Below are 21,796 nucleotides of genomic sequence, written 5' to 3' on the forward strand. Positions count from 1 at the left end.
CTCGCGGAATGAAAATCGATCACAATCCCTTTCGCGACTATTCTGCGGAGTCGGCACTGTTCATCCGCCGTGCGCTGGTGGCATTTTTGGGGATCCTGCTTTTGACCGGGGTCCTGATTGCCAATCTTTACCATTTGCAAATCACCCGCTATGAGGATTACCGGACCCGGTCCAACGAGAACCGGATCAAGCTGGTGCCCATCGCGCCCAGCCGCGGCATTATCTATGATCGCAACGGCATTCCGCTGGCGCTTAACCGTACCATCTATCAGCTTGAGGTGATGCCCGAAAAAGTGGATAACCTGGCGGCCACCATTCAGGCCTTAAAGCCCATCGTCGATTTGACCGACGACGACATCGCCAATTTCCAAAAAGAGCGCAAGCGCGCGCACCGCTTTACCCCCGTGCCGCTCAAGGTGGGTCTGACCGACGTGGAACAGGCCCGTTTCGCCGTCAACCAGTTCAAGTTTCCCGGCGTGGAGGTCAAGGGCTATCAGCAGCGCTATTATCCTTACGGTTCCGCCCTGACCCATGTCATCGGCTATGTATCCAAAATCAACGATAAAGACGTTGAACGGCTGGACAAAGAAGGCCTTTTGGCCAATTACGCCGCCACCAACGATATCGGCAAGCTGGGCATCGAGCGCTACTACGAGAATGTGCTGCACGGCAAGACCGGCTACGAGGAAGTGGAAGTCAACAACCGCGGCCGCGTCATTCGCCAATTACACGAGCAGCCGCCGCAGGCCGGCAAGGACATTTACCTCACCCTGGATTTGCATTTGCAGCAATATATCGAACAATTGCTGGTCGGCAGCCGGGCGGCGGCGGTGGTGGCGGATCCGCGCAATGGCGGGATTCTCGCCATGGTCTCCAATCCCAGCTATGATCCCAATCTGTTTGTGGACGGGATTTCCTCGAAGGATTACCGCAACCTCCTGAACGATCCGGACCGGCCGCTTATCAATCGCGCCACCCAGGGTATTTACCCGCCGGCCTCCACCGTCAAGCCCTATATCGCGGTATCGGCGCTGACGGCGGGCGCCATCACGAAAAACTACACTATTTTCGATCCGGGCTGGTGGCAGTTGCCGGGGTCGGAGAAACGCTATCGCGACTGGTTGAGATGGGGCCATGGCAAGCTCAACGTCACCAAAGCCATCGAAGAATCGGCCGACACCTTTTTTTATCAGGTCGCGTATAACATGGGCATAGACCGGTTGTCGGAATGGTTGCCCAAATTCGGCTACGGTTCGTTGACCGGCATCGACCTGTTGGAAGAACGCACCGGCGTCATGCCCAGCCGTGAATGGAAGATGAAACGCTTCAAAAAGCCCTGGTATTTAGGCGATACCATTCCGGTGGGCATCGGCCAGGGTTACTGGACCGCCACGCCGATACAGATGACCAAGGCGTTGATGGCGCTTATCAACGACGGTTCGGTGCGTATTCCACATCTGCTGAACAGTACGCGGGAAAACGGCAAGCTGGTGCCGTATGTCCAGACCAAGCACGTCCAGATCGGCGATCCGCATTCCGGTTATTGGGAGATTGCCAAAGACGGGATGTACGGCGTCGCCAACCGGCCAAACGGCACCGCGCACAAGAGTTTCATCGGCACGCCCTACAAGGCGGCGGCCAAATCCGGCACCGCCCAGGTCTATGGCCTGAAGGCCAATGAAGTCTACAATGTGCACAAGATCCCGGAACGCCTGCGCGATCATAAATTAATGACCGCCTTCGCGCCTTATGATGATCCCAGGGTGGCGGTGGTGGTGGTATTGGAAAACGGCGGCGCCGGCCCCGCGGTGGGCACCATAACCCGGCAGATACTCGATCATATTCTGTTGGGCGACAATAAAACCAATCTGCCGGCCGAGCCGCCCGCTCCGCCGGGTTCCGAAGGTGATTGATCATGACCGATAATCAGCAAAACGGCACGTTCTGGGCCAAGCTCCACATCGATTTGCCGTTTCTTGTCATCATCACCCTGCTGCTTGGCTACAGCGCCTTTGTCATGTGGAGCGCCAGCGGTCAAGACGTCGGCATGATGGAGAGGAAAATCGGCCAAATCCTGATGGGCATGTTGATCATGCTGGGGTTGGCCCAGGTGCCGCCTCGGGTTTACGAGGCCTGGGCACCCTATCTGTATATCTTCAGTCTGATATTGCTCATGCTGGTGGACGCCTTCGGACAGATAAGCAAAGGCGCCCAGCGCTGGCTGGATCTGGGCGTCGTGCGTTTTCAGCCGTCGGAAATCGCCAAAATCGCCGTGCCGCTGATGGTGGCGCGCTTCATCAATCGCGATAGCTGTCCACCTTCATTAAAGAACACCGCCATCGCCTTGGTGCTGATCTTCGTGCCGACTCTGCTGGTTGCGGCTCAACCCGATTTGGGCACCGCCATACTCATCGCCGCCTCGGGCCTGTTTGTGCTGTTCCTGTCCGGGATGAGCTGGAAGCTTATCGGACTGGCGGTGTTACTGATTGCGGCCTTTATTCCGGTGCTCTGGTTCTTTCTGATGCACGATTACCAGCGCGAGCGGGTGATGATGCTGCTGGACCCCGAAAGCGACCCGCTCGGCGCGGGCTATCATATCATTCAATCGAAAATCGCCATCGGTTCGGGCGGGCTAACCGGCAAAGGCTGGCTGCAAGGCACCCAGTCCCAGTTGGAGTTCCTGCCCGAACGCCATACCGATTTCATCTTCGCGGTGCTAGGCGAGGAGTTAGGGCTTATCGGCGCGCTGGTGCTGATAGGCTTGTATATCTGTCTAATCATGCGTGGACTGGTGATTGCCGCCAAGGCGCAAACCACCTTCGGCCGGGTGATGGCCGGCGGTTTGATGCTTATCCTGTTCGTTTACGTGTTTGTGAACATCGGTATGGTAAGTGGTATTCTGCCGGTGGTCGGGGTGCCGCTACCGCTGGTAAGTTACGGTGGGTCCGCCCTCATTGTGCTAATGGCCGGGTTCGGTATCGTTATGTCGATACATACTCATCGGAAAATGTTGTCCAAAAATCTATAGAGGTGAGCAATGCGTAAGCAATGGCACTGGATCGGCATTATCGGGCTGCTGCTGACGGCCTGTACGACGACCGAGACGACCCAGACGACCCCCGCGCCGGCCTATAACGGCCCCGTGGTGGAGATTCCCGGCGTCGAGCCGCGCTACGAACCCTACAATCCCAATACCAACCAGGATTATGAGGTTAACGGTAAAACCTATCATATCGTTAAGAACCCGCAGAATTTCAGTGAGACGGGCCTGGCTAGCTGGTACGGCGCCGAACAGCGCGGCAATACCACCGCCACAGGCGAACCTTTCGACGCCACGGCCCTTACCGCCGCCCACCCGACCTTACCGCTGCCCAGCTATGTCCGGGTAACCAACCTAAGCAACGGCCGCCAAGTGGTGGTGCGGGTCAATGATCGCGGCCCCTATACACCAGGCCGCATCATCGATCTTTCCCAGGCCGCCGCCGAACGCTTGAACATTTCCAACAACACCACGGTCCGCGTGGATTTCATCCAGGTGGCGCCGGATGGCACCCTTTCCGGTCCGGGCACCGTCGGTACCGTGGTGGCCAAACAAAGCTTTGCCTTGCCGCCGCGCCCCAATCTGAGTTCCGGCGCCGCCGTCACCTCGCCGATGCCGGTGGACGATACCCGGGTCGGCACCACAACGATGCCGATCGCCAACCCGCCCTCCACCACGATGCCGGCGAACGACACCCGGCTTGAGACCACGACCGCGACAACGCAGCAACCCGGCCAGCCGGCGGCGGGCGCGGGCAGCGGCGGTTTTCTCGTCGCGCCTTCCGCTTTGCCGGCGGGTGTGTTGGAATCCGATCATGCCGCCACGGCGTCATCCCCTTCCCCGGCAACGGGATCCGCTTATAACGCCACACATGGCGCCGCCACGCCGCCTGCCGTAGCGTCGGCGACGGTCGCGCCGCGCGCCGCGGCGGCCAGCGGCCGTTACGTCGTACAGGTAGGCGCGCTGGCCGACCGGCAACGGGCGATACGTTGGCAAAAAAGCCTGTCCCAACGCTTCGGCGTACCGGGCAGGGTCACCTCCAACGGTAATCTCTACCGCGTCCAGTTAGGGCCGTTCCCTAACCGGCAACAAGCCGCCGGACTGCAGCAGCGGTTGTCCAGCGAAGGGCGGCAGCAATCTTTTATCACCACCGCGACGGGAATGTAACGGCCGGTGCCGGCCGAATCGGCGGAGTCGTCACGCCGTTCGGCCGCGCGGAAACATTGGAAACATTATTAAAAGGTTCTCCCCCGCCGCCAGGCCGATTGGCTAATGCCGCAGTGAATGACATCTGCTATAGTGTGGCACGTTTTCAACTCACCTCCACGGATGCTATTGTCCTGACATGAATAGAGAAATGACCCACCTTGTCCTCAGGCGCGTGGCGTTTGGCATTGCCGTCACGCTGATTCCGCTGGCGCATGCCCAAGCCGACGACGTCAATCTTAAAACCATGATTCCGAGCGTGCCGCAAATCGATGCCGAATCCTACATCCTGATGGATTACAATTCCGGCAAGGTGCTGGCCGAGCAAAACGCTGATAGCCGCCGTGACCCTGCCAGCCTGACCAAAATGATGACCAGTTATGTCATAGGCCAGGCCATCAAGGCAGGCAAGATCTCCCTTAATGACGTGGTTACCGTGCATAAGGATGCCTGGGCGACCGGTAATCCGGTGTTCAAAGGGTCGTCGCTGATGTTTCTAAAACCAGGCGATCGGGTGACGGTTTCACAATTGAATCACGGCATTATTTTGCAATCGGGCAATGACGCCTGCGTGGCCATGGCCGATTATGTCGCCGGCAGCCAGGATGCCTTCGTCGCTCTGATGAACAATTACGTCAAGGCCCTGGGTCTGAAGAATACCCATTTTGAAACGGTACATGGCCTTGATGCGCCAGGGCAATTCAGCAGCGCCCGCGATATGGCGCTTATCGGCGAAGCTTTGATTCGCGATGTGCCGGACGAGTACGCCACCTACAAAGAAAAAGAATTTACCTATAACAACATCAAACAGCTTAATCGTAACGGATTGTTATGGGACACCAATCTGCACGTGGACGGGATTAAGACCGGACATACCGAGTCCGCCGGCTTCAACTTGGTCGCCTCGGCGACGGATGGGCCGATGCGGCTGGTCTCCGCGGTGCTGGGCGGTCACTCGGAAAAGGGCCGTGAAAACGAGACCCGCAAACTGCTGACCTGGGGGTTTCGCTTTTTTGAAACCGTGGAACCGCTTGAAGCCGGTAAAGAGTTCGCCACTGAACCGGTCTGGTTTGGCGATAGCGACACCGTCAAGCTGGGTGTGGACAAAGACACCTATCTCACCATACCCCGCGGGCGCAGGAAAGATCTCAAGGCCAGCTATACTCTCAATACACGGGAATTGCAGGCGCCCCTGGCATTGAATCAACAGGTGGGAACGATTAATTTCCAGTTGGACGGCAAAACCATCGATCAACGGCCCCTGGTGGTGCTGCAAGAAGTCAAAGAAGGCAATTTCTTCAGCAGAATGATCGATTACGTCAAACTGATGTTCCATAAATGGTTTGGTTAAACGGTTTTATCCCGTCGGCCGCACCGACGCCAAGCCTTGACGAGGGAAGCATCCCTTGTCAGGGTCGCGGCCGTGACGCTATAATCTTTGTCAATCAATTCGTATCGCGGCGGCAAGACGGCGACGTTTCGCCGCAAACCGATGTGTTCAGCCCCCGATAAAAGGCAGCCTGTTTCCCACATCCCCGTGGGCATGGCTAACCCGGCGGCCGGGGTTTGCGTTGTTTGCCGCCGCGCCATAACGGGAATGATGGCAAATGTAGATCCATTCATTCACACTCCCGCTTTGGCGGAAGTGCCCTATTTCTGTTCCGGCTTCATGATCCGCTGGTCTTGCCGGAACAGTCTGGCTATCCGGAGCGTCAATGAAAACCAAACTGAATGAACTGCTCGAATTTCCTTGTCCCTTTACCTATAAAGTGATGGGTATCGCGCGGCCTGAGCTCGTCGATGATGTGGTCGAAGTGGTGCAACGTCATGCGCCGGGCGATTATACCCCCGAGGTCAAACCCAGCAGCAAGGGAAACTATCATTCTATTTCCATTACCATTACCGCAACCCATATCGAGCAAGTGGAAAAGCTCTATGAAGAGCTGGGCAATATCGATAGGGTCCGTATGGTACTGTAACGGGAGCCGTCGGTGCCACAGGATAAAATCATCGTCCGCCAATTGGGGCTGCAACCCTACGCTATCGTCTCGCAGGCCATGCATGACTTTACCGATCGCCGGGACCGGAATACCGCTGACGAGATCTGGCTGGTGCAACATCCCCAAGTATTTACCCAGGGCCAGGCCGGCAAAGCGGAACATATTCTTAATCCCGGAACCATCCCGGTAATTCAAAGCGATCGTGGCGGCCAAGTCACCTTTCACGGTCCCGGACAGCAGGTCATGTATGTCCTGCTTGATTTGAAGCGGCGCAAGCTGGGCGTCAGACCACTGGTCAGCCTGCTGGAAGACACGGTAGTGGCGACGCTCGCCCGTTTCGCCATCGTCGCCCATCCCCGCGCCGACGCGCCGGGCGTCTATGTGGGCGATGACAAAATTTGTTCGCTGGGTCTGCGCATCCGTAAGGGCTGCTCGTTTCACGGACTGGCGCTGAATATCGCCATGGATTTGTCGCCGTTCTCACGGATTAATCCGTGCGGCTACGCCGGACTGCGAATGACCCAGGTCAGCGAACATGTGCCAGGCACGCGTGTAGAGGATGTCGCGCCGGTTCTGGTGGCGTCGCTCGTGGCTTTACTGGGCCAGCCGCCGATCGAACGTCAGCCATGGCAGGGGGAGTATTTCGCCAGGCCAACCGAGGGGGATGCCCCTTGCCAGACAACTATGTTATAATTTTTTAAAGATTTATCAAAAATAGTTGAACAACTGGATAACAGGCTGTTCAAACCTATATTTTTGGGACGGGACCCGCACGATTATGACTAAACCGATACACATGGAACGCGGCGTGAAGTATCGCGACGCCGATAAAATGGCGTTAATTCCAGTTAAGACCGTGGCTGTGGAACGTCAGGAGGTTTTGCGCAAACCGGAATGGATGCGCATTAGATTGCCGTCGGATTCCACCCGTATTCAGGGCATCAAAGCCGCAATGCGCAAAAACGGTCTGCATTCGGTCTGTGAGGAAGCCTCGTGCCCGAACCTGGCGGAATGTTTCAACCATGGCACCGCCACCTTCATGATCCTGGGCGCCATTTGTACCCGCCGTTGCCCCTTCTGCGATGTGGCCCATGGACGTCCCCTGGCGCCCGATGCCAATGAACCGGAAAAACTGGCTCAAACCATTGCGGAGATGGGATTGCGTTATGTGGTGGTCACATCGGTGGACCGTGACGATTTGCGCGATGGCGGCGCACAACACTTTGCCGATTGCATCCGCGCCATTCGGGGGAAAAACCCCTCCATCAGAATTGAAACCCTGGTACCGGATTTCCGCGGCAGAATGGATCGCGCGCTGGAGATCATTAACGCGTCCCCGCCGGACGTGTTCAATCACAATCTGGAAAATGTGCCGCGGTTATACCGCCAGGTACGTCCCGGCGCCGATTACCATTGGTCGCTAAAGCTTCTGGAACGCTTTAAGGAAGCCAACCCGAATCTGCCGACCAAATCGGGGCTGATGGTGGGACTGGGTGAAACCAACGAAGAGATCATTGATGTCATGCGCGATTTACGCCGCCATGGCGTGACCATGCTGACCCTTGGCCAGTATTTGCAGCCCAGTCGCCATCATCTGGCGGTCAAACGCTATGTCAGTCCCCAGGAGTTTGACGACATGAAAGGCGAAGCGCTGGCCATGGGCTTTACCCACGCGGCTTGCGGCCCGTTCGTCCGCTCATCGTATCATGCGGATTTACAGGCGAAAGGCATTGAGGTGAAATAACCGTGCCTTTGCCAAAACAGGATCCTGTTTTGCCATACATCGAGCTTGCGATGTCAATATTATCAATTCAATAAAAAAGGATGGCTTCCGGCGCCATCCTATTTGCTGGGGAAACGCAGTTTCGCCCTGTTGAGTCGCAACCCTGGACCAGATTCAGTCTTTGTGCTCGGTTACCCGCGGTGCGGCCGGTTCATCGGACTGGGTTTTCTGGGCCGACGGCTCGTCATTCATGGCCTTTTTGAACCCTTTAATGGCAGCACCCAGGTCACCGCCCAAGCTGCGCAATTTATTGGTACCGAACAGCAGCACAATCAAGGCGCCGATCACTAATAATTTGGTAATGCTTAAACCTTCCATAATCACCTTCTTGATGCTTGCTCATAAATCCAGCTAACTTTAAACGCTTTGTACCGCTATTACCGCCCCATTACAAGTGATATCTGTAACAGATTTACATCCGGACGCAAATCGCCCCCGGACCGCGGCGGCGCTGGCAGCGATAAAGCAGCGCCTCGCCGGCCATGATGCCCCGGCATGGCCGATAACGGAAAAACGTTCAAGGGGATCATAAAAAAACCCGCACTTGGCGGGTTTCCTGGAAATCGGCTATGGATTAGATAGCTGTAACGTCAGCGGCCGAAGGGCCTTTGGCGCCGTTAGTGATTTCGAATTCAACACGTTGGCCTTCTGCCAGCGTTTTGAAACCATTACTCTGGATAGCGGAGAAGTGCACGAACACATCTTTGCTGCCATCTTCAGGAGTAATGAAACCGAACCCTTTGGATTCATTGAACCACTTAACGTTACCTTTAATCTTGGACATCAAACTTACCTTTAAATAAATGAGAGACACAAACTCTGTGTCATGCGTAGTACAGCAATTGGTAAGCCATTTGTCCAGCTGAAAGTCGCCGAAACATGATAAAAGTTCGCAAAATAAGATTTTTACCTGCAGATAACTCCCATTGGCATAAATTATCGTGACAATTCATGTTCCCAACGGCATGCCTCAGGGTCGCTACAGATTGTACACCAGCGACACGGCGGTTTTGGTATCCGTGTGTTTCGGGGCGCTGTCCGGCGTACTGCTGTTGTAGGTCACATCATAAGTTACTTTCAGCGCGAAATTTTTATTGATGGCGACATTCAGTCCGGTTTCCGAGTTGGCGGTAATGTCTTCATTGCCCAATATCGAGACACCTTGGATAAACTGCGTCGTATCCGTCAACTGGTAAGTAAACGATGTTGCCGCATAAGCCAGCGCTTTGGTTTGACGACCGCCGCCTTCGAATTCATCATGACGAACGCCGGGACCAAATTCCACCCGCAAATTGGAAACTGGGCCGTTTAGGATCTGCCTACCATAACCGGCGGTCAGCGTCGAACGGGAACGGTAGCCATTATAGCGATCGCTCAACCAACTGCCTTGGCTGAACAGGAAATTGTTGGTGTCCAGATTGTGCCGCGCCCGAGCGCCCGCCTGATATTTTTCCGAAGAACGCACATCATCCGAGGAGTCATTCTGCGCTTCGCCCCAAATACTGTAGGCGTTATCGGTCTTGAACCAGGTCATGGTGGTGCTGGCGGCCAGGGATGAACTGGTGGTATTGCCGGATTGTTTGTTGTAACTCCCCTGGACATCGCCATCGAAGCTTTTTTTCGCGGTTGAGGGATCATCCAGCGCAGTGAAAATATCAGTATCGGCGAAGGTGGAAAAGCTAGCCAGGGACATGCCCATGATAGCTAACAGCGACAGAGCCCGAGAGCGGCCATAGCGTGACATAGTTTACCTATAAGAGAATATTTGAGGTCGAAAACAGCACTTTTAAACAAGAATGAATAGTGTAGCGAATCAGAACAAAAGGTGAACCGGTAATTTTTTGTAATATTAGTAACAAAATCTTAAGCGATATTCCCCATCCATGACGCACGCTAAACGCCAGTGGGGTAACTTTGGTAAATAATCTTATATATCATGATATTATAATTGATAAAATGAAAATTGCGCTGCGGTTTTAGCTGTGATCGGCTTCACAATCACCGCCAGTGATACGGTAGGATTAATCCGAAATGACTGTGAGCTTTTTATTAGGCCCGGTTTTTTTTCAATCCTGTTACTTATATGTCGCCAAAGCGTAATACCCTTTATTGCCTGGCGATTCACCCACCATCATCGGGTGAGACTCCAGGGGGAATAGCCATCGCGGAAAATCAATGCTTATATTTACTCGTCATACCACCAGTTGTGTTTGTTGGCGGCGGACACTCGGCCTGGTCACAGTGTTAGCCATGCTTTTAAAGGCCGTCTGGCATGTCGCCGCGCTACGGCTTGAATTATCTTGAATAGAGATGCCAGGAAAAAGTGAGGAATATTGCCCAAAACAGCGCGCTGAAAACGAAAACCATAATCCAGGCCTTACGCCGCATAATGTCCATCATCTGATTCCGAAATCAAGGGAATAAAAGACGATTATAAAAAATGCCCGTCAAAAACGATGGTCGGATTAGCGTTCAGAAAATAGGCTTTTTTACAGGATTGGGTTATGGGCGACAGTCGATTAACCGGTATCCCTTAACCGCCAATCGGTGCCGCGCGCGATTGCCGGCCACACGTATGCCGGCGATTTACCGGCTCGCTGGCACCCCTGGCATGCTCAGTCTTTGCTGTTACGCATCTGAACACCGGATCTTTTATGGGGTTTGTCGGTATGGGGTGCCGACAGCTTTGGCGCGGGCCGTATGGCCAACAGGTATGCGCCGTCCACTTTGGTTAGATATGCCTGACACTCCACCGTGGGGCTGGCAACCCGCCGAAGCGATAAACCATCATAATGCAACATGCCATTAGTCATGACGAGTTGATGGTTTTCGTTTTTCACATTGACGTTAAACAGTTTACCATCCTGCCAGTATAACTTGCCCTGTCGCGCGATCGTGCGCTGCCATTGGCGACAGTCCAGGGTATCCCCCGAGCGGGTGATGATTAAACTGGCGATAGCCTCCGGACTTACCAACGCGCGTTGCGGCCCATCGCTCATCCACACGCCATCCAACCCCTGCGGTGGGGGTGTTTTGATAACTTTGGCGTAATCCATTGTACCCGCGCATCCACCGAGAAGCAGCGTCAGCAGGCCGGCGACGAAAATTTTCTTCATATCCCTATCCTTATTCAGACGAGGCGAAATTCTAGCATCAAAGCAGGCCGGCTGTTAAAAGCATTCGCTACCCTATGCATAATATATCTGGCGTCGATACTCGCCCAATTCAAGTTGCTTCTAGGTTGGCTGCGCTCGCCCGCCCGGTCATAGCGTCGGCCAGGCTCCTGGAGACGTTCCCGCTTGCCGCCGCCATGCAACTTGAAATATGTAGAGTACAAATGTCAGCATCGGCAAGCACGTCAATCATGTGTTTACCATGCCATTACAGTGTAATTTTTCTAGTCGATAACCTGGCGGGATATTCACTGCGATGCGCGAATCGCGAGCAAATCGAAACAAAGCGATCTAACTTTTTGATTTAATTGGTATTATCCCAGGCCATTTTCCTGGTGACTAAAAGATTTCGCTTCTTTCGATTCGCCGATGTTCAAAGGGTGGAGCCATTGCCAGTCGGTGACGACAGGGAATAATTGATAAGGGATAAAAGCATATCGTCTAGCGAATTGTGCCCGCCGTCGCTGGGTATGTCCATTTCAGATTGAGATAATCTGATCAGCAACAATTGAATAGCCTCCATTCCACTCCATACGTCCAGTCACTTTAAGCCTTTCGCCACGCAGATGAACCATCAACTCCAACGCCATGATATCGAAACCCACCACGGTCAGGGGATAGGAACTTCTTTTATCGCTTTCCGCCAATAGCGTTGCCTTAACCATCGGGCGGCCAGCCGTGCCTTTGATACGACATGGCGCTTTGGTGATAACGCCCGACAGGGTGGCGATAATCGGCTTATGGTTGGTTTCAGTTGCTTGCTCGCTGCTCAGATTCATGACAGGTTACCTCCGCATTTTCATTCTATTGTCAAAAAGGGAGGATATTTTACCTGATCGGCAAGTGGTTGTGTGAGCCTTTTGCACAAATTATGCGCTAAATCTATTTATGCTCAACATTTTCCTGGGTGTGATTCCTTGCCGCCGCCGGAAAATCGGTCAGCGCGGACGGACGGTATTCCTCCACCAGCGCCAACGCAATGGCCTCGGTTTCGGCATCCGGTCGACCGGATATATCGGCCGGCCGGAAGTGCATCTGAAAAGCGCTGAGAGTCTTGAGGGTTTCTTCATCCGCCACCCCGGTTTGCGGAATGCGATATCCATAGGCGGCCAGGGCGCGCTGTACAAGCGCGACCGATGCGGGAGCGCCGGCGGGCCGGCCCGCCAGGTACTTGGCCACTCTCTGCTTGTCCGGCCAGGCGCCGATACCCTGGCCTGCCAGGTTTTCCCAGGGAAAACGCGGACCGGGATCCCATTTGCGCAGCGGCGCGATGTCACTATGCGCGACCACATTATCCGGTGTTATCTGATAACGGCGAATGATATCCCTGGCAAGTCGGGATACTAAATCGATTTGCGCGGCGGTGTAAGGGGACCACCGTCTGCCGGCAAACGTTTCCCGATAACCCGGATTGACGATCTCGATGCCGATGGCGCTGTCATTGAGGTTTTCCCGCCCTTGCCAATAGCTGACCCCCGCGTGCCAGGCGCGTTTTTGCTCAGGCACCAACTGCCTGACAACGGGTTTTCCGGCCAAGCGGGGCGGCATGCTGCCCACCAGATAGTGTGCGCTTACCTCTCCTGTGGTCAACAACCGCAATGATTCGGCGTCGTCCGCCGCGGTATAATGCAACACCAGAAAACGGACCCGTTCGTTTTGACTCCGGGACGCGACGGAGGTATCCGCCCAGTAATCGCCCCGATCGATGTTGCCGTGACTTCCCCGACATCCCGCCAAGAGAGTCGCCAACAGACAAAACAGGATTTTCAGCATGCGTCCGGCTTCCCGTAAAAAAATTCAACATAACCGGCCGTCCATTAACCGAGCTTAAACAAAATAGCCATTCCGCAAGAACCCGCCGCGCGGGCTATGGCGCGCCCCTGTTATTTTACGGCGTTCGCGCCTGTCAATGTCCTCGTCTGCGCTATGGCCGGCGTCAATAAGCGTTGGCGCTCCCCGGCAGCTGCATCATAAATAGTTCACATTATTGCCCGACGAAGGGCTTCCTTGCGCGCCGCCGCCATGAGGCGCGAACGCTGTAGGGGCCATAATAGATTTACAATAAAAAGATCACGTCTATTTAGGGTGTTTCCTCGGAATTATTTAGGGTAATAAGCATGATCGATTCGATAATTTACGTTAAGTAAGATAAACCGTTCATCCTGCCTTTTCCCGCCGCCTCCCGTTTCGTCCATGCCTCATCATCCCGTTAAAGAAAATCAAAATCAGGCCGTTAACACTTTTGACTTTATAACAGTCAAGGGCGATCGCTCCATGAGCGTATTTGAATTTCGCGACAACACAGTGAAGCGGCAATGATGAAAAAGAATGTTTCGACAATGTTATTTCCTTTGCTCTTGTCCGCTTGTACCGCTGTCGGACATTATAAAGTCGATAAGACCGCGGAAAGTAAAGCCGATTTTCATTTCGTCGGTATTCCGGTGCTGGCCGGCGCAATCGGGTCGAGCTTTCCTATCAGCGAGAAATACAGTCTCACCGCCGCGCATGTGGCAAAAGTGATGATGGTGAAGGTCAAAGCCTATAACCCCCTTTGCGATGTGGCGATTATTTATCATGACAATAGCGGACGCAAAATTCCCAGACTGGAAACCGCGGATAAAGGCACTAAAATCAATCTCTACGGCTATAACGCCTATACCGCCATGCCAACCTCTTCAAGCGGCGTTTTACAGGAATTCGGCTGGTGGGACAAACCGGGCACCAGTTGCCTGTATGGCCTGAGCAACGCGGGGGGCGTGCCCGGAATGAGCGGTGGACCGGTATATGCCCAGGACGGCGCGGTGGTGGGCGTGTTCACGGCGACCCATCCGGCCAGAAGACAAACTATGTTTGTGCCTTATCAGGAAATCGCCGACTGGGTCAATAAAGAAATTCGCAGCTAAAACTTATCTCGGGGAGCAAAGAATGTCCCGTCCAACGACGGCGGCTGTACCCACGCTACTTGTTTCCCGCCATTTTCCATCACCGACAGTCACTATTCCCATCGACGGTCCCATTTATCGAACAAGCCGTTTTTTCCCGCGCGCATGAGTGAAATCATTGCCATAGTTATTCCGGCGCATTTTGCGGCTGAGCCATTTTTTTATCAAAATAGGCTTGCCGGATATCGTTTCCGTCGATTATTATGAAAATAGATTCGTCATACTACCCGTTGCCTCTTTGTTGGCCGCGCTCGCTCACCCCGGTCACATAGTCGGCCACGCTTCTGGGGGCTCGCTCCCTTGTCGCCGCAATGCGGCTTGAGTGGCGCAGGGTATAGGCAGGGTAATCCCGCTGGCTCATTTTCTTTCTGGTATGAGAAATACATAAACCACCATCAAGTAAGGAGGGTTCCTTTTATCAAAATTAAAAAATTAATTTGATTATTATTTTTTATAAATTGAAAACTATTAATATTTATTTCTCGTGCAAAAGAAAGATATCTTCTCAATAATTCAAGTCGCATCGCGGCGGCAGGCGAACGGCACATTTGTCGTGAGTGAATGCAGCTAGCGAAAATATGACGTTATGTATAAGGGTTGGCGCTGGATAGCGCATATCTTCACATCCGCAACGCGGTCAATAATATTTGCCCTTTGTCACAGGCGGGTTCACCCCCCTTCACGGGCAAAGGGAAATATCACCGAGGATTATTATGAAGCGAAACGGCATTGTTATTGCGATCACCATGGCATTATTAAGCGGATGCGCCGCTAACCGCACATCCTCCGGCGATACCTTTACGGCGGCGCAAGCACGGCAGATCCAGACGGTAACCTACGGCACCCTGATTTCGGTTCGTCCGGTCACTATCCAGGGCGGCGACGGCAAAAATGCCCTGGGCACCATCGGCGGCGGCGTGGTAGGCGGATTTTTGGGGAATACCGTCGGGGGCGGACGGGGACGGAGCCTGGCCACCGCCGCCGGCGCCGTGGGTGGCGCCGCCGCCGGCGCCGGCATTCAAAATGCCGCTAATCGCAGTAGCGGCGTGGAACTGGAAATCCGCCGCGATGACGGAAGCACCATTATCGTGGTCCAGGCCCAGGGAACCAGCCAGTTCCATGTAGGACAGCGCGTCGCTATCGCCACGAACGGGAGCACCACCACGGTTTCTCCGCGCTGACCCACCCGCCGGGTTAGGCCGCTTTGGAGAAAAGCAGCGGACCGCGCTAACCCTCGGTTGAGATAGCATCCCGATACCACGCGGTATGACTCGATAAAAGTGCGCTAAATCTAAATTGTCATGCCGCGCAGGTTATATTTCACATAGACATTAACGCATTCGAGTCGTACCGCGGCGACAAGTAGAGCGACAAATTCGTCGGGAACGATGATGAACCGTCAACGACGGGCCGCCGATGAGAGACTGGATATTTCTCATGCTTTCCCAGGAGCATGGACGACGCCATGACTGGGGCAGGCGCTGTAAACATAAAGTCAACGCGAAGTATGGCGTGTATCGATGGCTTTGTCATTAACAGGGGTAATCCATTATGTCGATTAAGGCCGTAAAAAAATGGCTGATCCGCTGTATCTGGGTTCTGGTGATTTTTATTGTCGCGGTATTTAGCGTAAGGGTTTATCAAACGCAAAGCGGGCCGCAACTACAACTTTGGCATACCTATGTTCCCGATGATATGACAGCGAGTGATATCGACAGATCCAGTTGGGACGATTACATCCAGGCGGAAGATGCCTTATTCCAAAGCGTGCGGGAAAATGTCACCGATAAGCTGCAGCCGGCGGTAGAAACACCACTCAATCGTTATTATTCCGGCAGTCCAATCTATCCGGGACACTTTGCCACCGATTGGAATCGGTCATACATCATGATGCCGGATGGCGCGCCTCGCGGCGCGGTGGTTTTACTCCATGGACTGACCGATACGCCCTATAGCCTGAGACATATAGCCGAAAATTACCGCCGGCGCGGCTATGTGGCCGTGGGCATCCGGTTGCCGGGTCACGGCACGGTGCCGGCCGGGCTGACCCAGGCCAAATGGCCGGATTGGACAGCCGCCACCCGCCTTGCGGTGCGCGAGGCCAAAATACTCAGCGGCGCTGACCTGCCGCTGCATATCGTCGGATTTTCCAATGGCGGCGCGCTGGCCATGAAGTATACCCTGGATTCACTGGATAATCCCAACCTGGCCAAGCCTTCCCGGGTGATACTGATTTCCCCCATGATAGGCGTGACCCGTTTTGCCCGTTTCGCCGGTATCGCCGGCTGGCCGGCTTTTTTTCCTGCTTTCGCCAAAGCCGCCTGGCTCGGGATCGTACCGGAATTCAACCCGTTTAAATACAATTCATTTCCGGTCAATGCCGCGCGGCAATCCTACGAGCTGACCCAGGTATTGCAACAGCAAATTGCCCGCGATGCCCGTAATGGCCGGCTGGCGGCCTTGCCGCCGATTCTGACTTTCCAGTCCCTGATGGATTCAACAGTCAGCACCCGGGCAATTATCACCGCGCTCTATGATCACTTGCCCGCCAATGGCAGCGAGGTGGTGTTGTTCGATCTCAACCAGGCGGAAAGCTTCGGCCCCCTGCTCCGGTCATCGTCCTACACCGCGCTTTCCAGGGTGTTGCCCCCCCCGCCGCGCCGTTATACCACGACCGTGGTGACCAATGTCTCCCCCCATAGCCTTGATACGGTGGCCAAGACCGTATTGGCGGGAGAAACGGTGGAAACCATAGAGCCACTGGGAATCGAATATCCGGCGGATATCTTCTCGCTGTCCCATGTGGCGCTGCCTTTTCCCACCAGCGATTCGCTGTACGGCCGTTATCCGAATCCGCGGAATCAGTACGGTATCAGCCTCGGCGCCTTTGCCGCCCGCGGAGAACGCTCGGTGCTGGTGGTTGGACTGGATTCATTAATGCGGCTCTCATCTAACCCTTTCTACCCTTATATGCTGCAACGTATAGATAACAAAATCGAGCCGTCAACGCCTGAAGCGGCGGTGAATACCCATTGATGGTTCCCAAGGAGCGATAAAAACGATAACGGGTATGGCTGTCATCGGCGAAAACACCACAATCAATATCGGACAACACCATGCAGCTTTTTAACCGCATCACGCCAGGACGTTATTCTTTACTGATCTTACTGTCATTCTACGTTGTTTTTAACGTGCGGGCCGAACCTTTGCCCGCGGTGACCGTCGCGGTTATTGAAAAAAGGCTTCCGCCGCACTCGCTCTATTATCTCGGCCGCGTCGAAGCCATTAAAGCCGTGGATATCATTACCCGCACGGAAGGCTTTATCGCCAAGCAGGATTTTAACGACGGCCAGATGGTCAAGGCTGGAGATATCCTCTTTGAAATCGATCCCGCCTTGCATCAAGCCGCCGTGGCCCAGGCTGAAGCGCAACTCGACAGCGCCCGGGTCGCGGCGCGTCATGCCCAGCTCAATTTGACCCGGTTGCAACGGCTTGGGGATCAGCGATCCGTCAGCCGGGCGGACGTGGATGCCGCGCAAGCTCAGCGCGACGGCGCCGATGCGGCGCAGGCGCAGGCGCAGGCCAATCTGCGCATCCAGCAGTTACAATTGGGCTACACCCGCATCGCCGCGCCATTTGCCGGGCGCATCGGCCATAGCCATTTCAGCATAGGCAGCCTGGTGAATCCGGCTAGCGGCTCTCTGGTGCATCTGGTGCAGTTGGATCCGATACGGGTGGCCATCGCCATTAACGAACGGGATTACCTGGAGGCGGCCGGTCGGCCGCATGTCGACGCCGACAACCTGGCCGACAGCGGCTATACCCCTCGCCTGCAACTGGCTGACGGTCGGCAATATGCCGAATCGGGCGTGTTCGAATCCGTGGATAACCGGATTGACGGCCGGACCGGGACGGTAACCGTGCGCGCCCGTTTCCCCAATCCGCGGCATTTACTGCTGCCCGGCGGCGTTGTCAATGTGTCGCTGACGTCGGAGCATGTTACCCCCGTGGTATTGGCGCCTATCGCCGCGTTGCAGCAAAACCGCCAGGGCTTTTTCGTCTTGCTGGTGGATAAACGGGATCAGGTGGAGGTCAGGCCGGTGAAGCTTGGCGGCCAGTTTGATCAGGAGTACGAGATTACGCAGGGGTTGGCGGCGGGCGATCGGGTCATTATCGAAGGATTACAGCGCGTTAGGCCCGGGATGGCGGTTAATCCCGTCCCGGCAGTGCCGGAAGGCCCGGATGTGGACAATCCGGCCGCCGTGCCGGCGATACAGGAGTGAGGCCCGCCCATGCTGCTTTTTTTCATCCGGCGTCCTAAATTCGCCATGGTCATCGCGATCGTCATCATGCTGGTCGGCCTGACGGCCCTTAAAGTCATTCCGGTGGAGCAATTTCCCGATATCGCCCCGCCGGTGGTTTCGGTGACCGCGCTCTATCCCGGCGCCAGCGCTCGAGATGTCGCGGAAGCGGTGGCCTCCCCCATCGAGGCGCAGATCAATGGGGTCGGACACATGCTGTATATGGAATCCAATAGCGCCAACAGCGGCGGCTATCAATTGAATGTGACCTTCGCCAGCGGCACCGATCCGGATATGGCGGCAGTCGAAGTCCAGAATCGTCTTTCGCAAGTCAGCGCGCAATTGCCGGCAGAAGTCTTGAACAACGGCGTATCGGTACGCAAGCGCGCCTCGAACATACTGCTGGGGGTCAGTGTATTCTCCCCCGAACGAACCCTGAGCAATTTGGTTCTCAGCAATTATGCCAACCTGCGCCTGCGAGATGCCCTGGCGCGGATCGACGGTGTGGGGGATGTGCAGATTTTCGGCGCACGCGACTATAGCATGCGCGTGTGGCTGGATCCGCAGCGTATGGAGTCGCTGGACATCAGCGTGCAGGATATCGTCCAGGCGTTGCAGCAGCAAAATATCCAGGCGGCGGCCGGTCAAATCGGTTCGGCCCCCGCCCCCGCCGGACAACAACAAACCCTGACTATCAGCGGCCAGGGGCGCCTGCAGGACGCCCAGCAGTTCAGCCGGATCATCATCCGCACCAACGAACAGGGCGGGATGGTCAGGCTCGGCGATGTGGCGCGTGTGGATCTCGGCGCACAAAATTATCAGGTCAATTCATCCCTTAATAACGCGGAATCCGCTTTTTTGGCCATTTACCCGACGCCAGGATCCAATGCGTTGGAAGTGGCCGGCGCGGTAAAGGCGGAAATGGCCCGGCTGGCCCGCGACTTTCCCGACGACATGGCTTATTCGATAGAGTACGATTCCACCACCACGGTCACCGCCACCATTGATGAGATTCTCATTTCACTGGCCTTGACATTGACGGTGGTGCTGACGGTGGTCTATCTGTTCCTGCAAAGTCTGCGGGCCATCTTTATCGTTGCGCTGACGATTCCGGTTTCACTCCTCGGTACCTTCGCGGTGTTGTACGGGTTCGGTTATTCCGCCAATACATTAAGCCTGTTTGCGATTATCCTGGCGCTTACCGTGGTGGTGGATGACGCTATTGTGGTTGTGGAAAATGTCGAACGCCTGCTGGAGCAACATCCCGAGCTTTCGCCGCAAGCGGCCACCGGCCAGGCGTTGCGGCAGATAGCCGGTCCGGTCGTCGCCACCACGCTGGTGCTGATGGCGATATTCGCGCCTATCGCCATGCTGCCGGGCATTACCGGCGAATTGTACCGCCAGTTCGCCGTTACCCTGTCAGCGGCGGTTATCCTCTCAAGCATTACCGCCTTAACATTGACGCCGGCGCTGTGTGCAGCGCTGATAACGCGTCGCGCGCCGGCCAGCGGAGGTTTTTTCGGCGCTTTCAATAGAACGTTGAACCGAATACGAGACGGGTACGTCACCCTGGCCATGGCAACCGGCAAACGGTCGGCCACCGTCATCGTCGTGCTGCTGGCGGTGGCCGCCGCCACCTGGTTCGGCTACAGCCGGCTTCCCACCTCTTTTTTACCGGAGGAAGACCAAGGCTATTTTTTTGTGAACATTCAACTTCCCGACGGCGCCTCGCTGGAACGCACCCAACGGGTTATGGATCAGGTCTATCGGCAGATCGCGGGCAATCCGGCGGTGGCGAATCTGATAGAGATCACCGGATTCAGTTTGCTTAGCGGCAGCAATGCCGCCAATGCCGGCCTGGCCTTCGTTATGCTCAAACCCTGGGGCGAACGGCCGCCGGTCGATAAGATTTTGTCTGAAGTCCAGGCCAACCTGTCGGCCATTCCGTCCGCCATGATCATGGCGTTTAACCCCCCGGCAATCAGCGGTCTGGGTAGCGCCGCCGGTTTCGATCTTCGTATTCAGGCGTTGGAAGGACAATCGCCCCAGGCATTAGCGCAAGTGGCCGGGGCGGTGATTCTGGCCGCCAATCAATCCCCCCGGCTTAACCGCGTCTTCACCACATTCAGCGCCACGGTACCGGAAATCGGCCTGAGCATCGACAGGGATCGCGCGGCTTTGCTGGGGGTACCGGTAAGCCGAATCTTCACCACGCTGCAAACCGCCATGGGGGGCGCCAATGTCGGCGATTTCACCCGGAATAACCGGCTGTTTCACGTTCAATTACAAAACGACATGACCTTTCGCCAGCGCCAGGAACAAATCGGGCAAATTACGGTTCGCAGCGACAATGGCGCGCTGGTGCGGTTGGCCAATCTGGTACGGACAATGCCTGTCCTGGGCGCGCCGGTTATCAGTAATTTCAATCAGTTTCCCGCGGTATCGGTCAGCGGCTCGGCCGCCGACGGCGTCAGTTCCGGCCAGGCCATGCAGGTCATGGAACACCTTATGCGACAACATTTGCCCGCCGGCTACGGTTATGCCTGGAGCGGCATGTCCTGGCAGGAACAGCAGGCCGGTGGACAGGCGGTGTACATTTACGCGGCGGCATTGATTTTCGCTTATCTGTTTCTGGTGGCGCAATACGAAAGCTGGAGTATTCCGCTGGCGGTCATGCTCTCAGTTATTTTCGCCATCGCCGGCGCCGTGGCGGGATTACGGGCGATGGGATTTTCCAATGATGTGTATGCGCAGATTGGCTTGGTGCTACTGATTGGGCTGTCGGCGAAAAACGCCATTCTCATCGTCGAGTTCGCCAAGACGCGGCGCGAGGAAGGCGCCGAGATTGCCCAGGCCGCTCGCGATGGCGCCCATCAACGCTTTCGCGCCGTCATGATGACCGCGGTTTCCTTTATCTTGGGCGTGATGCCGCTGGTATTCGCCAGCGGCGCCGGCGCCATGAGTCGTCGAATTATTGGTATCACGGTTTTTGGCGGCATGCTGGCGGCGACGGCGGTCGGGATCATTTTGATCCCGGCACTGTACTTGCACATCCAGCGCGCGAGGGAATGGGTGAAAAAGCGGTTCCAGGCTTAGCCGGATAACAGGCATACGATGGCGATGCTTGGGCGCCGTCCTTTGCGCCGCGAGATGAAAGATACACGTTGAATACTTCGCGTTGCATCACCACGGCAAGACAATGGCACATTCGCCGGGAACGTATGTGAACCGCCAACATCGGGCCTCCGGCGAGAGGCGGGGTGCCTCCCATCGTCCCCGCGCGCAGAGATGACGCTGTGACCGGGGTGAACGAGCGCGGCCAACAAAGCGGCAGCGAGAAGTATGACAAGT

The 21,796-nt window shown here is 55.5% G+C and carries 19 protein-coding genes; 12 read left to right on the plus strand and 7 right to left on the minus strand.

From position 1 onward, the window contains the following. Window positions 1-8 precede the first annotated feature (8 nt). The 7 genes from mrdA to lipA all read left to right on the plus strand — a co-directional run bounded on the left by mrdA (window position 9) and on the right by lipA (window position 7,990). Complete coding sequence (gene mrdA, locus FCN80_RS13990; RefSeq protein WP_136990772.1) at window positions 9-1,913, plus strand: peptidoglycan DD-transpeptidase MrdA; 1,905 nt, start codon at window positions 9-11, stop codon at window positions 1,911-1,913. Between the two features lie 2 nt (window positions 1,914-1,915). Next, complete coding sequence (mrdB, locus tag FCN80_RS13995; protein WP_136990773.1) at window positions 1,916-3,028, plus strand: peptidoglycan glycosyltransferase MrdB; 1,113 nt, start codon at window positions 1,916-1,918, stop codon at window positions 3,026-3,028. Window positions 3,029-3,037: 9 nt separating this feature from the next. Further along, window positions 3,038-4,207 carry an endolytic peptidoglycan transglycosylase RlpA gene (gene rlpA, locus FCN80_RS14000; protein WP_136990774.1) on the plus strand — a complete coding sequence of 390 codons (1,170 nt, stop codon included), beginning with the start codon at window positions 3,038-3,040 and terminating at the stop codon, window positions 4,205-4,207. A gap of 190 nt (window positions 4,208-4,397) precedes the next feature. Continuing rightward, the gene (gene dacA, locus FCN80_RS14005; RefSeq protein WP_136990775.1) at window positions 4,398-5,597 is read left to right on the plus strand and encodes a D-alanyl-D-alanine carboxypeptidase DacA; all 1,200 of its coding nucleotides are present in this window, start codon (window positions 4,398-4,400) and stop codon (window positions 5,595-5,597) included. 364 nt (window positions 5,598-5,961) lie between these two features. After that, a complete protein-coding gene (gene ybeD, locus FCN80_RS14010) occupies window positions 5,962-6,225 on the plus strand; it encodes a DUF493 family protein YbeD (RefSeq protein WP_136990776.1) in 264 nt (87 codons plus the stop codon). 12 nt (window positions 6,226-6,237) lie between these two features. Beyond that, a complete protein-coding gene (lipB, locus tag FCN80_RS14015; protein WP_136990777.1) occupies window positions 6,238-6,939 on the plus strand; it encodes a lipoyl(octanoyl) transferase LipB in 702 nt (233 codons plus the stop codon). 85 nt (window positions 6,940-7,024) lie between these two features. Continuing rightward, on the plus strand, window positions 7,025-7,990 hold the full coding sequence (gene lipA / locus FCN80_RS14020; protein WP_136990778.1) for a lipoyl synthase: 966 nt from the start codon (window positions 7,025-7,027) through the stop codon (window positions 7,988-7,990). Window positions 7,991-8,143: 153 nt separating this feature from the next. Here the strand turns inward: lipA and tatE are convergent, their stop codons facing one another. The 7 genes from tatE to FCN80_RS14055 form a co-directional block, all read right to left on the minus strand. Beyond that, the gene (gene tatE / locus FCN80_RS14025) at window positions 8,144-8,347 is read right to left on the minus strand and encodes a twin-arginine translocase subunit TatE (RefSeq protein WP_136990779.1); all 204 of its coding nucleotides are present in this window, start codon (window positions 8,345-8,347) and stop codon (window positions 8,144-8,146) included. 256 nt (window positions 8,348-8,603) lie between these two features. Further along, a complete protein-coding gene (cspE, locus tag FCN80_RS14030; protein ID WP_025244663.1) occupies window positions 8,604-8,813 on the minus strand; it encodes a transcription antiterminator/RNA stability regulator CspE in 210 nt (69 codons plus the stop codon). A gap of 195 nt (window positions 8,814-9,008) precedes the next feature. Continuing rightward, entirely contained in the window at window positions 9,009-9,773 is a 765-nt protein-coding gene (locus FCN80_RS14035) for a DUF481 domain-containing protein (RefSeq protein WP_136990780.1), read from the minus strand. 551 nt (window positions 9,774-10,324) lie between these two features. Continuing rightward, entirely contained in the window at window positions 10,325-10,429 is a 105-nt protein-coding gene (locus FCN80_RS27450; RefSeq protein ID WP_136990781.1) for a YmiA family putative membrane protein, read from the minus strand. A 215-nt stretch (window positions 10,430-10,644) separates the two neighbouring features. Next, entirely contained in the window at window positions 10,645-11,145 is a 501-nt protein-coding gene (gene yedD, locus FCN80_RS14045; RefSeq protein WP_136990782.1) for a lipoprotein YedD, read from the minus strand. A 536-nt stretch (window positions 11,146-11,681) separates the two neighbouring features. Continuing rightward, entirely contained in the window at window positions 11,682-11,981 is a 300-nt protein-coding gene (locus FCN80_RS14050) for a hypothetical protein (protein WP_136990783.1), read from the minus strand. A 103-nt stretch (window positions 11,982-12,084) separates the two neighbouring features. Beyond that, complete coding sequence (locus tag FCN80_RS14055; protein WP_136990784.1) at window positions 12,085-12,975, minus strand: N-acetylmuramoyl-L-alanine amidase; 891 nt, start codon at window positions 12,973-12,975, stop codon at window positions 12,085-12,087. Between the two features lie 542 nt (window positions 12,976-13,517). On the opposite strand from FCN80_RS14055, the gene FCN80_RS14060 reads away from it, so the two are divergent. The 5 genes from FCN80_RS14060 (at window position 13,518) to FCN80_RS14080 (ending at window position 21,541) form a co-directional block, all read left to right on the plus strand. After that, entirely contained in the window at window positions 13,518-14,105 is a 588-nt protein-coding gene (locus tag FCN80_RS14060; RefSeq protein ID WP_136990785.1) for a trypsin-like peptidase domain-containing protein, read from the plus strand. A gap of 752 nt (window positions 14,106-14,857) precedes the next feature. Continuing rightward, window positions 14,858-15,325, plus strand: a complete 468-nt coding sequence (locus FCN80_RS14065) for an outer membrane lipoprotein (RefSeq protein WP_136990786.1) — start codon at window positions 14,858-14,860, stop codon at window positions 15,323-15,325. A gap of 370 nt (window positions 15,326-15,695) precedes the next feature. Beyond that, window positions 15,696-17,180: an alpha/beta hydrolase gene (locus FCN80_RS14070; RefSeq protein WP_136990787.1), complete on the plus strand. Its 1,485-nt coding sequence runs from the start codon at window positions 15,696-15,698 to the stop codon at window positions 17,178-17,180. 80 nt (window positions 17,181-17,260) lie between these two features. Further along, window positions 17,261-18,427: an efflux RND transporter periplasmic adaptor subunit gene (locus tag FCN80_RS14075; RefSeq protein ID WP_136990788.1), complete on the plus strand. Its 1,167-nt coding sequence runs from the start codon at window positions 17,261-17,263 to the stop codon at window positions 18,425-18,427. 9 nt (window positions 18,428-18,436) lie between these two features. Further along, complete coding sequence (locus tag FCN80_RS14080; RefSeq protein ID WP_136990789.1) at window positions 18,437-21,541, plus strand: efflux RND transporter permease subunit; 3,105 nt, start codon at window positions 18,437-18,439, stop codon at window positions 21,539-21,541. Window positions 21,542-21,796 lie beyond the last annotated feature (255 nt).

Origin of the sequence: Martelella alba (assembly GCF_005217455.1) — a bacterium.
Taxonomy (GTDB): Bacteria; Pseudomonadota; Gammaproteobacteria; order Enterobacterales; family Enterobacteriaceae; genus Acerihabitans.

Coding starts and splice junctions, on each gene's coding strand:
- mrdA (WP_136990772.1), top strand. CDS start 9: ATGAAAATCGATCACAATCCCTTTCGCGACTATTCTGCGGAGTCGGCA.
- mrdB (WP_136990773.1), top strand. CDS start 1,916: ATGACCGATAATCAGCAAAACGGCACGTTCTGGGCCAAGCTCCACATC.
- rlpA (WP_136990774.1), top strand. CDS start 3,038: ATGCGTAAGCAATGGCACTGGATCGGCATTATCGGGCTGCTGCTGACG.
- dacA (WP_136990775.1), top strand. CDS start 4,398: ATGACCCACCTTGTCCTCAGGCGCGTGGCGTTTGGCATTGCCGTCACG.
- ybeD (WP_136990776.1), top strand. CDS start 5,962: ATGAAAACCAAACTGAATGAACTGCTCGAATTTCCTTGTCCCTTTACC.
- lipA (WP_136990778.1), top strand. CDS start 7,025: ATGACTAAACCGATACACATGGAACGCGGCGTGAAGTATCGCGACGCC.
- tatE (WP_136990779.1), bottom strand. CDS start 8,347: ATGGAAGGTTTAAGCATTACCAAATTATTAGTGATCGGCGCCTTGATT.
- cspE (WP_025244663.1), bottom strand. CDS start 8,813: ATGTCCAAGATTAAAGGTAACGTTAAGTGGTTCAATGAATCCAAAGGG.
- FCN80_RS14035 (WP_136990780.1), bottom strand. CDS start 9,773: ATGTCACGCTATGGCCGCTCTCGGGCTCTGTCGCTGTTAGCTATCATG.
- FCN80_RS27450 (WP_136990781.1), bottom strand. CDS start 10,429: ATGATGGACATTATGCGGCGTAAGGCCTGGATTATGGTTTTCGTTTTC.
- yedD (WP_136990782.1), bottom strand. CDS start 11,145: ATGAAGAAAATTTTCGTCGCCGGCCTGCTGACGCTGCTTCTCGGTGGA.
- FCN80_RS14050 (WP_136990783.1), bottom strand. CDS start 11,981: ATGAATCTGAGCAGCGAGCAAGCAACTGAAACCAACCATAAGCCGATT.
- FCN80_RS14055 (WP_136990784.1), bottom strand. CDS start 12,975: ATGCTGAAAATCCTGTTTTGTCTGTTGGCGACTCTCTTGGCGGGATGT.
- FCN80_RS14060 (WP_136990785.1), top strand. CDS start 13,518: ATGATGAAAAAGAATGTTTCGACAATGTTATTTCCTTTGCTCTTGTCC.
- FCN80_RS14065 (WP_136990786.1), top strand. CDS start 14,858: ATGAAGCGAAACGGCATTGTTATTGCGATCACCATGGCATTATTAAGC.
- FCN80_RS14070 (WP_136990787.1), top strand. CDS start 15,696: ATGTCGATTAAGGCCGTAAAAAAATGGCTGATCCGCTGTATCTGGGTT.
- FCN80_RS14075 (WP_136990788.1), top strand. CDS start 17,261: ATGCAGCTTTTTAACCGCATCACGCCAGGACGTTATTCTTTACTGATC.
- FCN80_RS14080 (WP_136990789.1), top strand. CDS start 18,437: ATGCTGCTTTTTTTCATCCGGCGTCCTAAATTCGCCATGGTCATCGCG.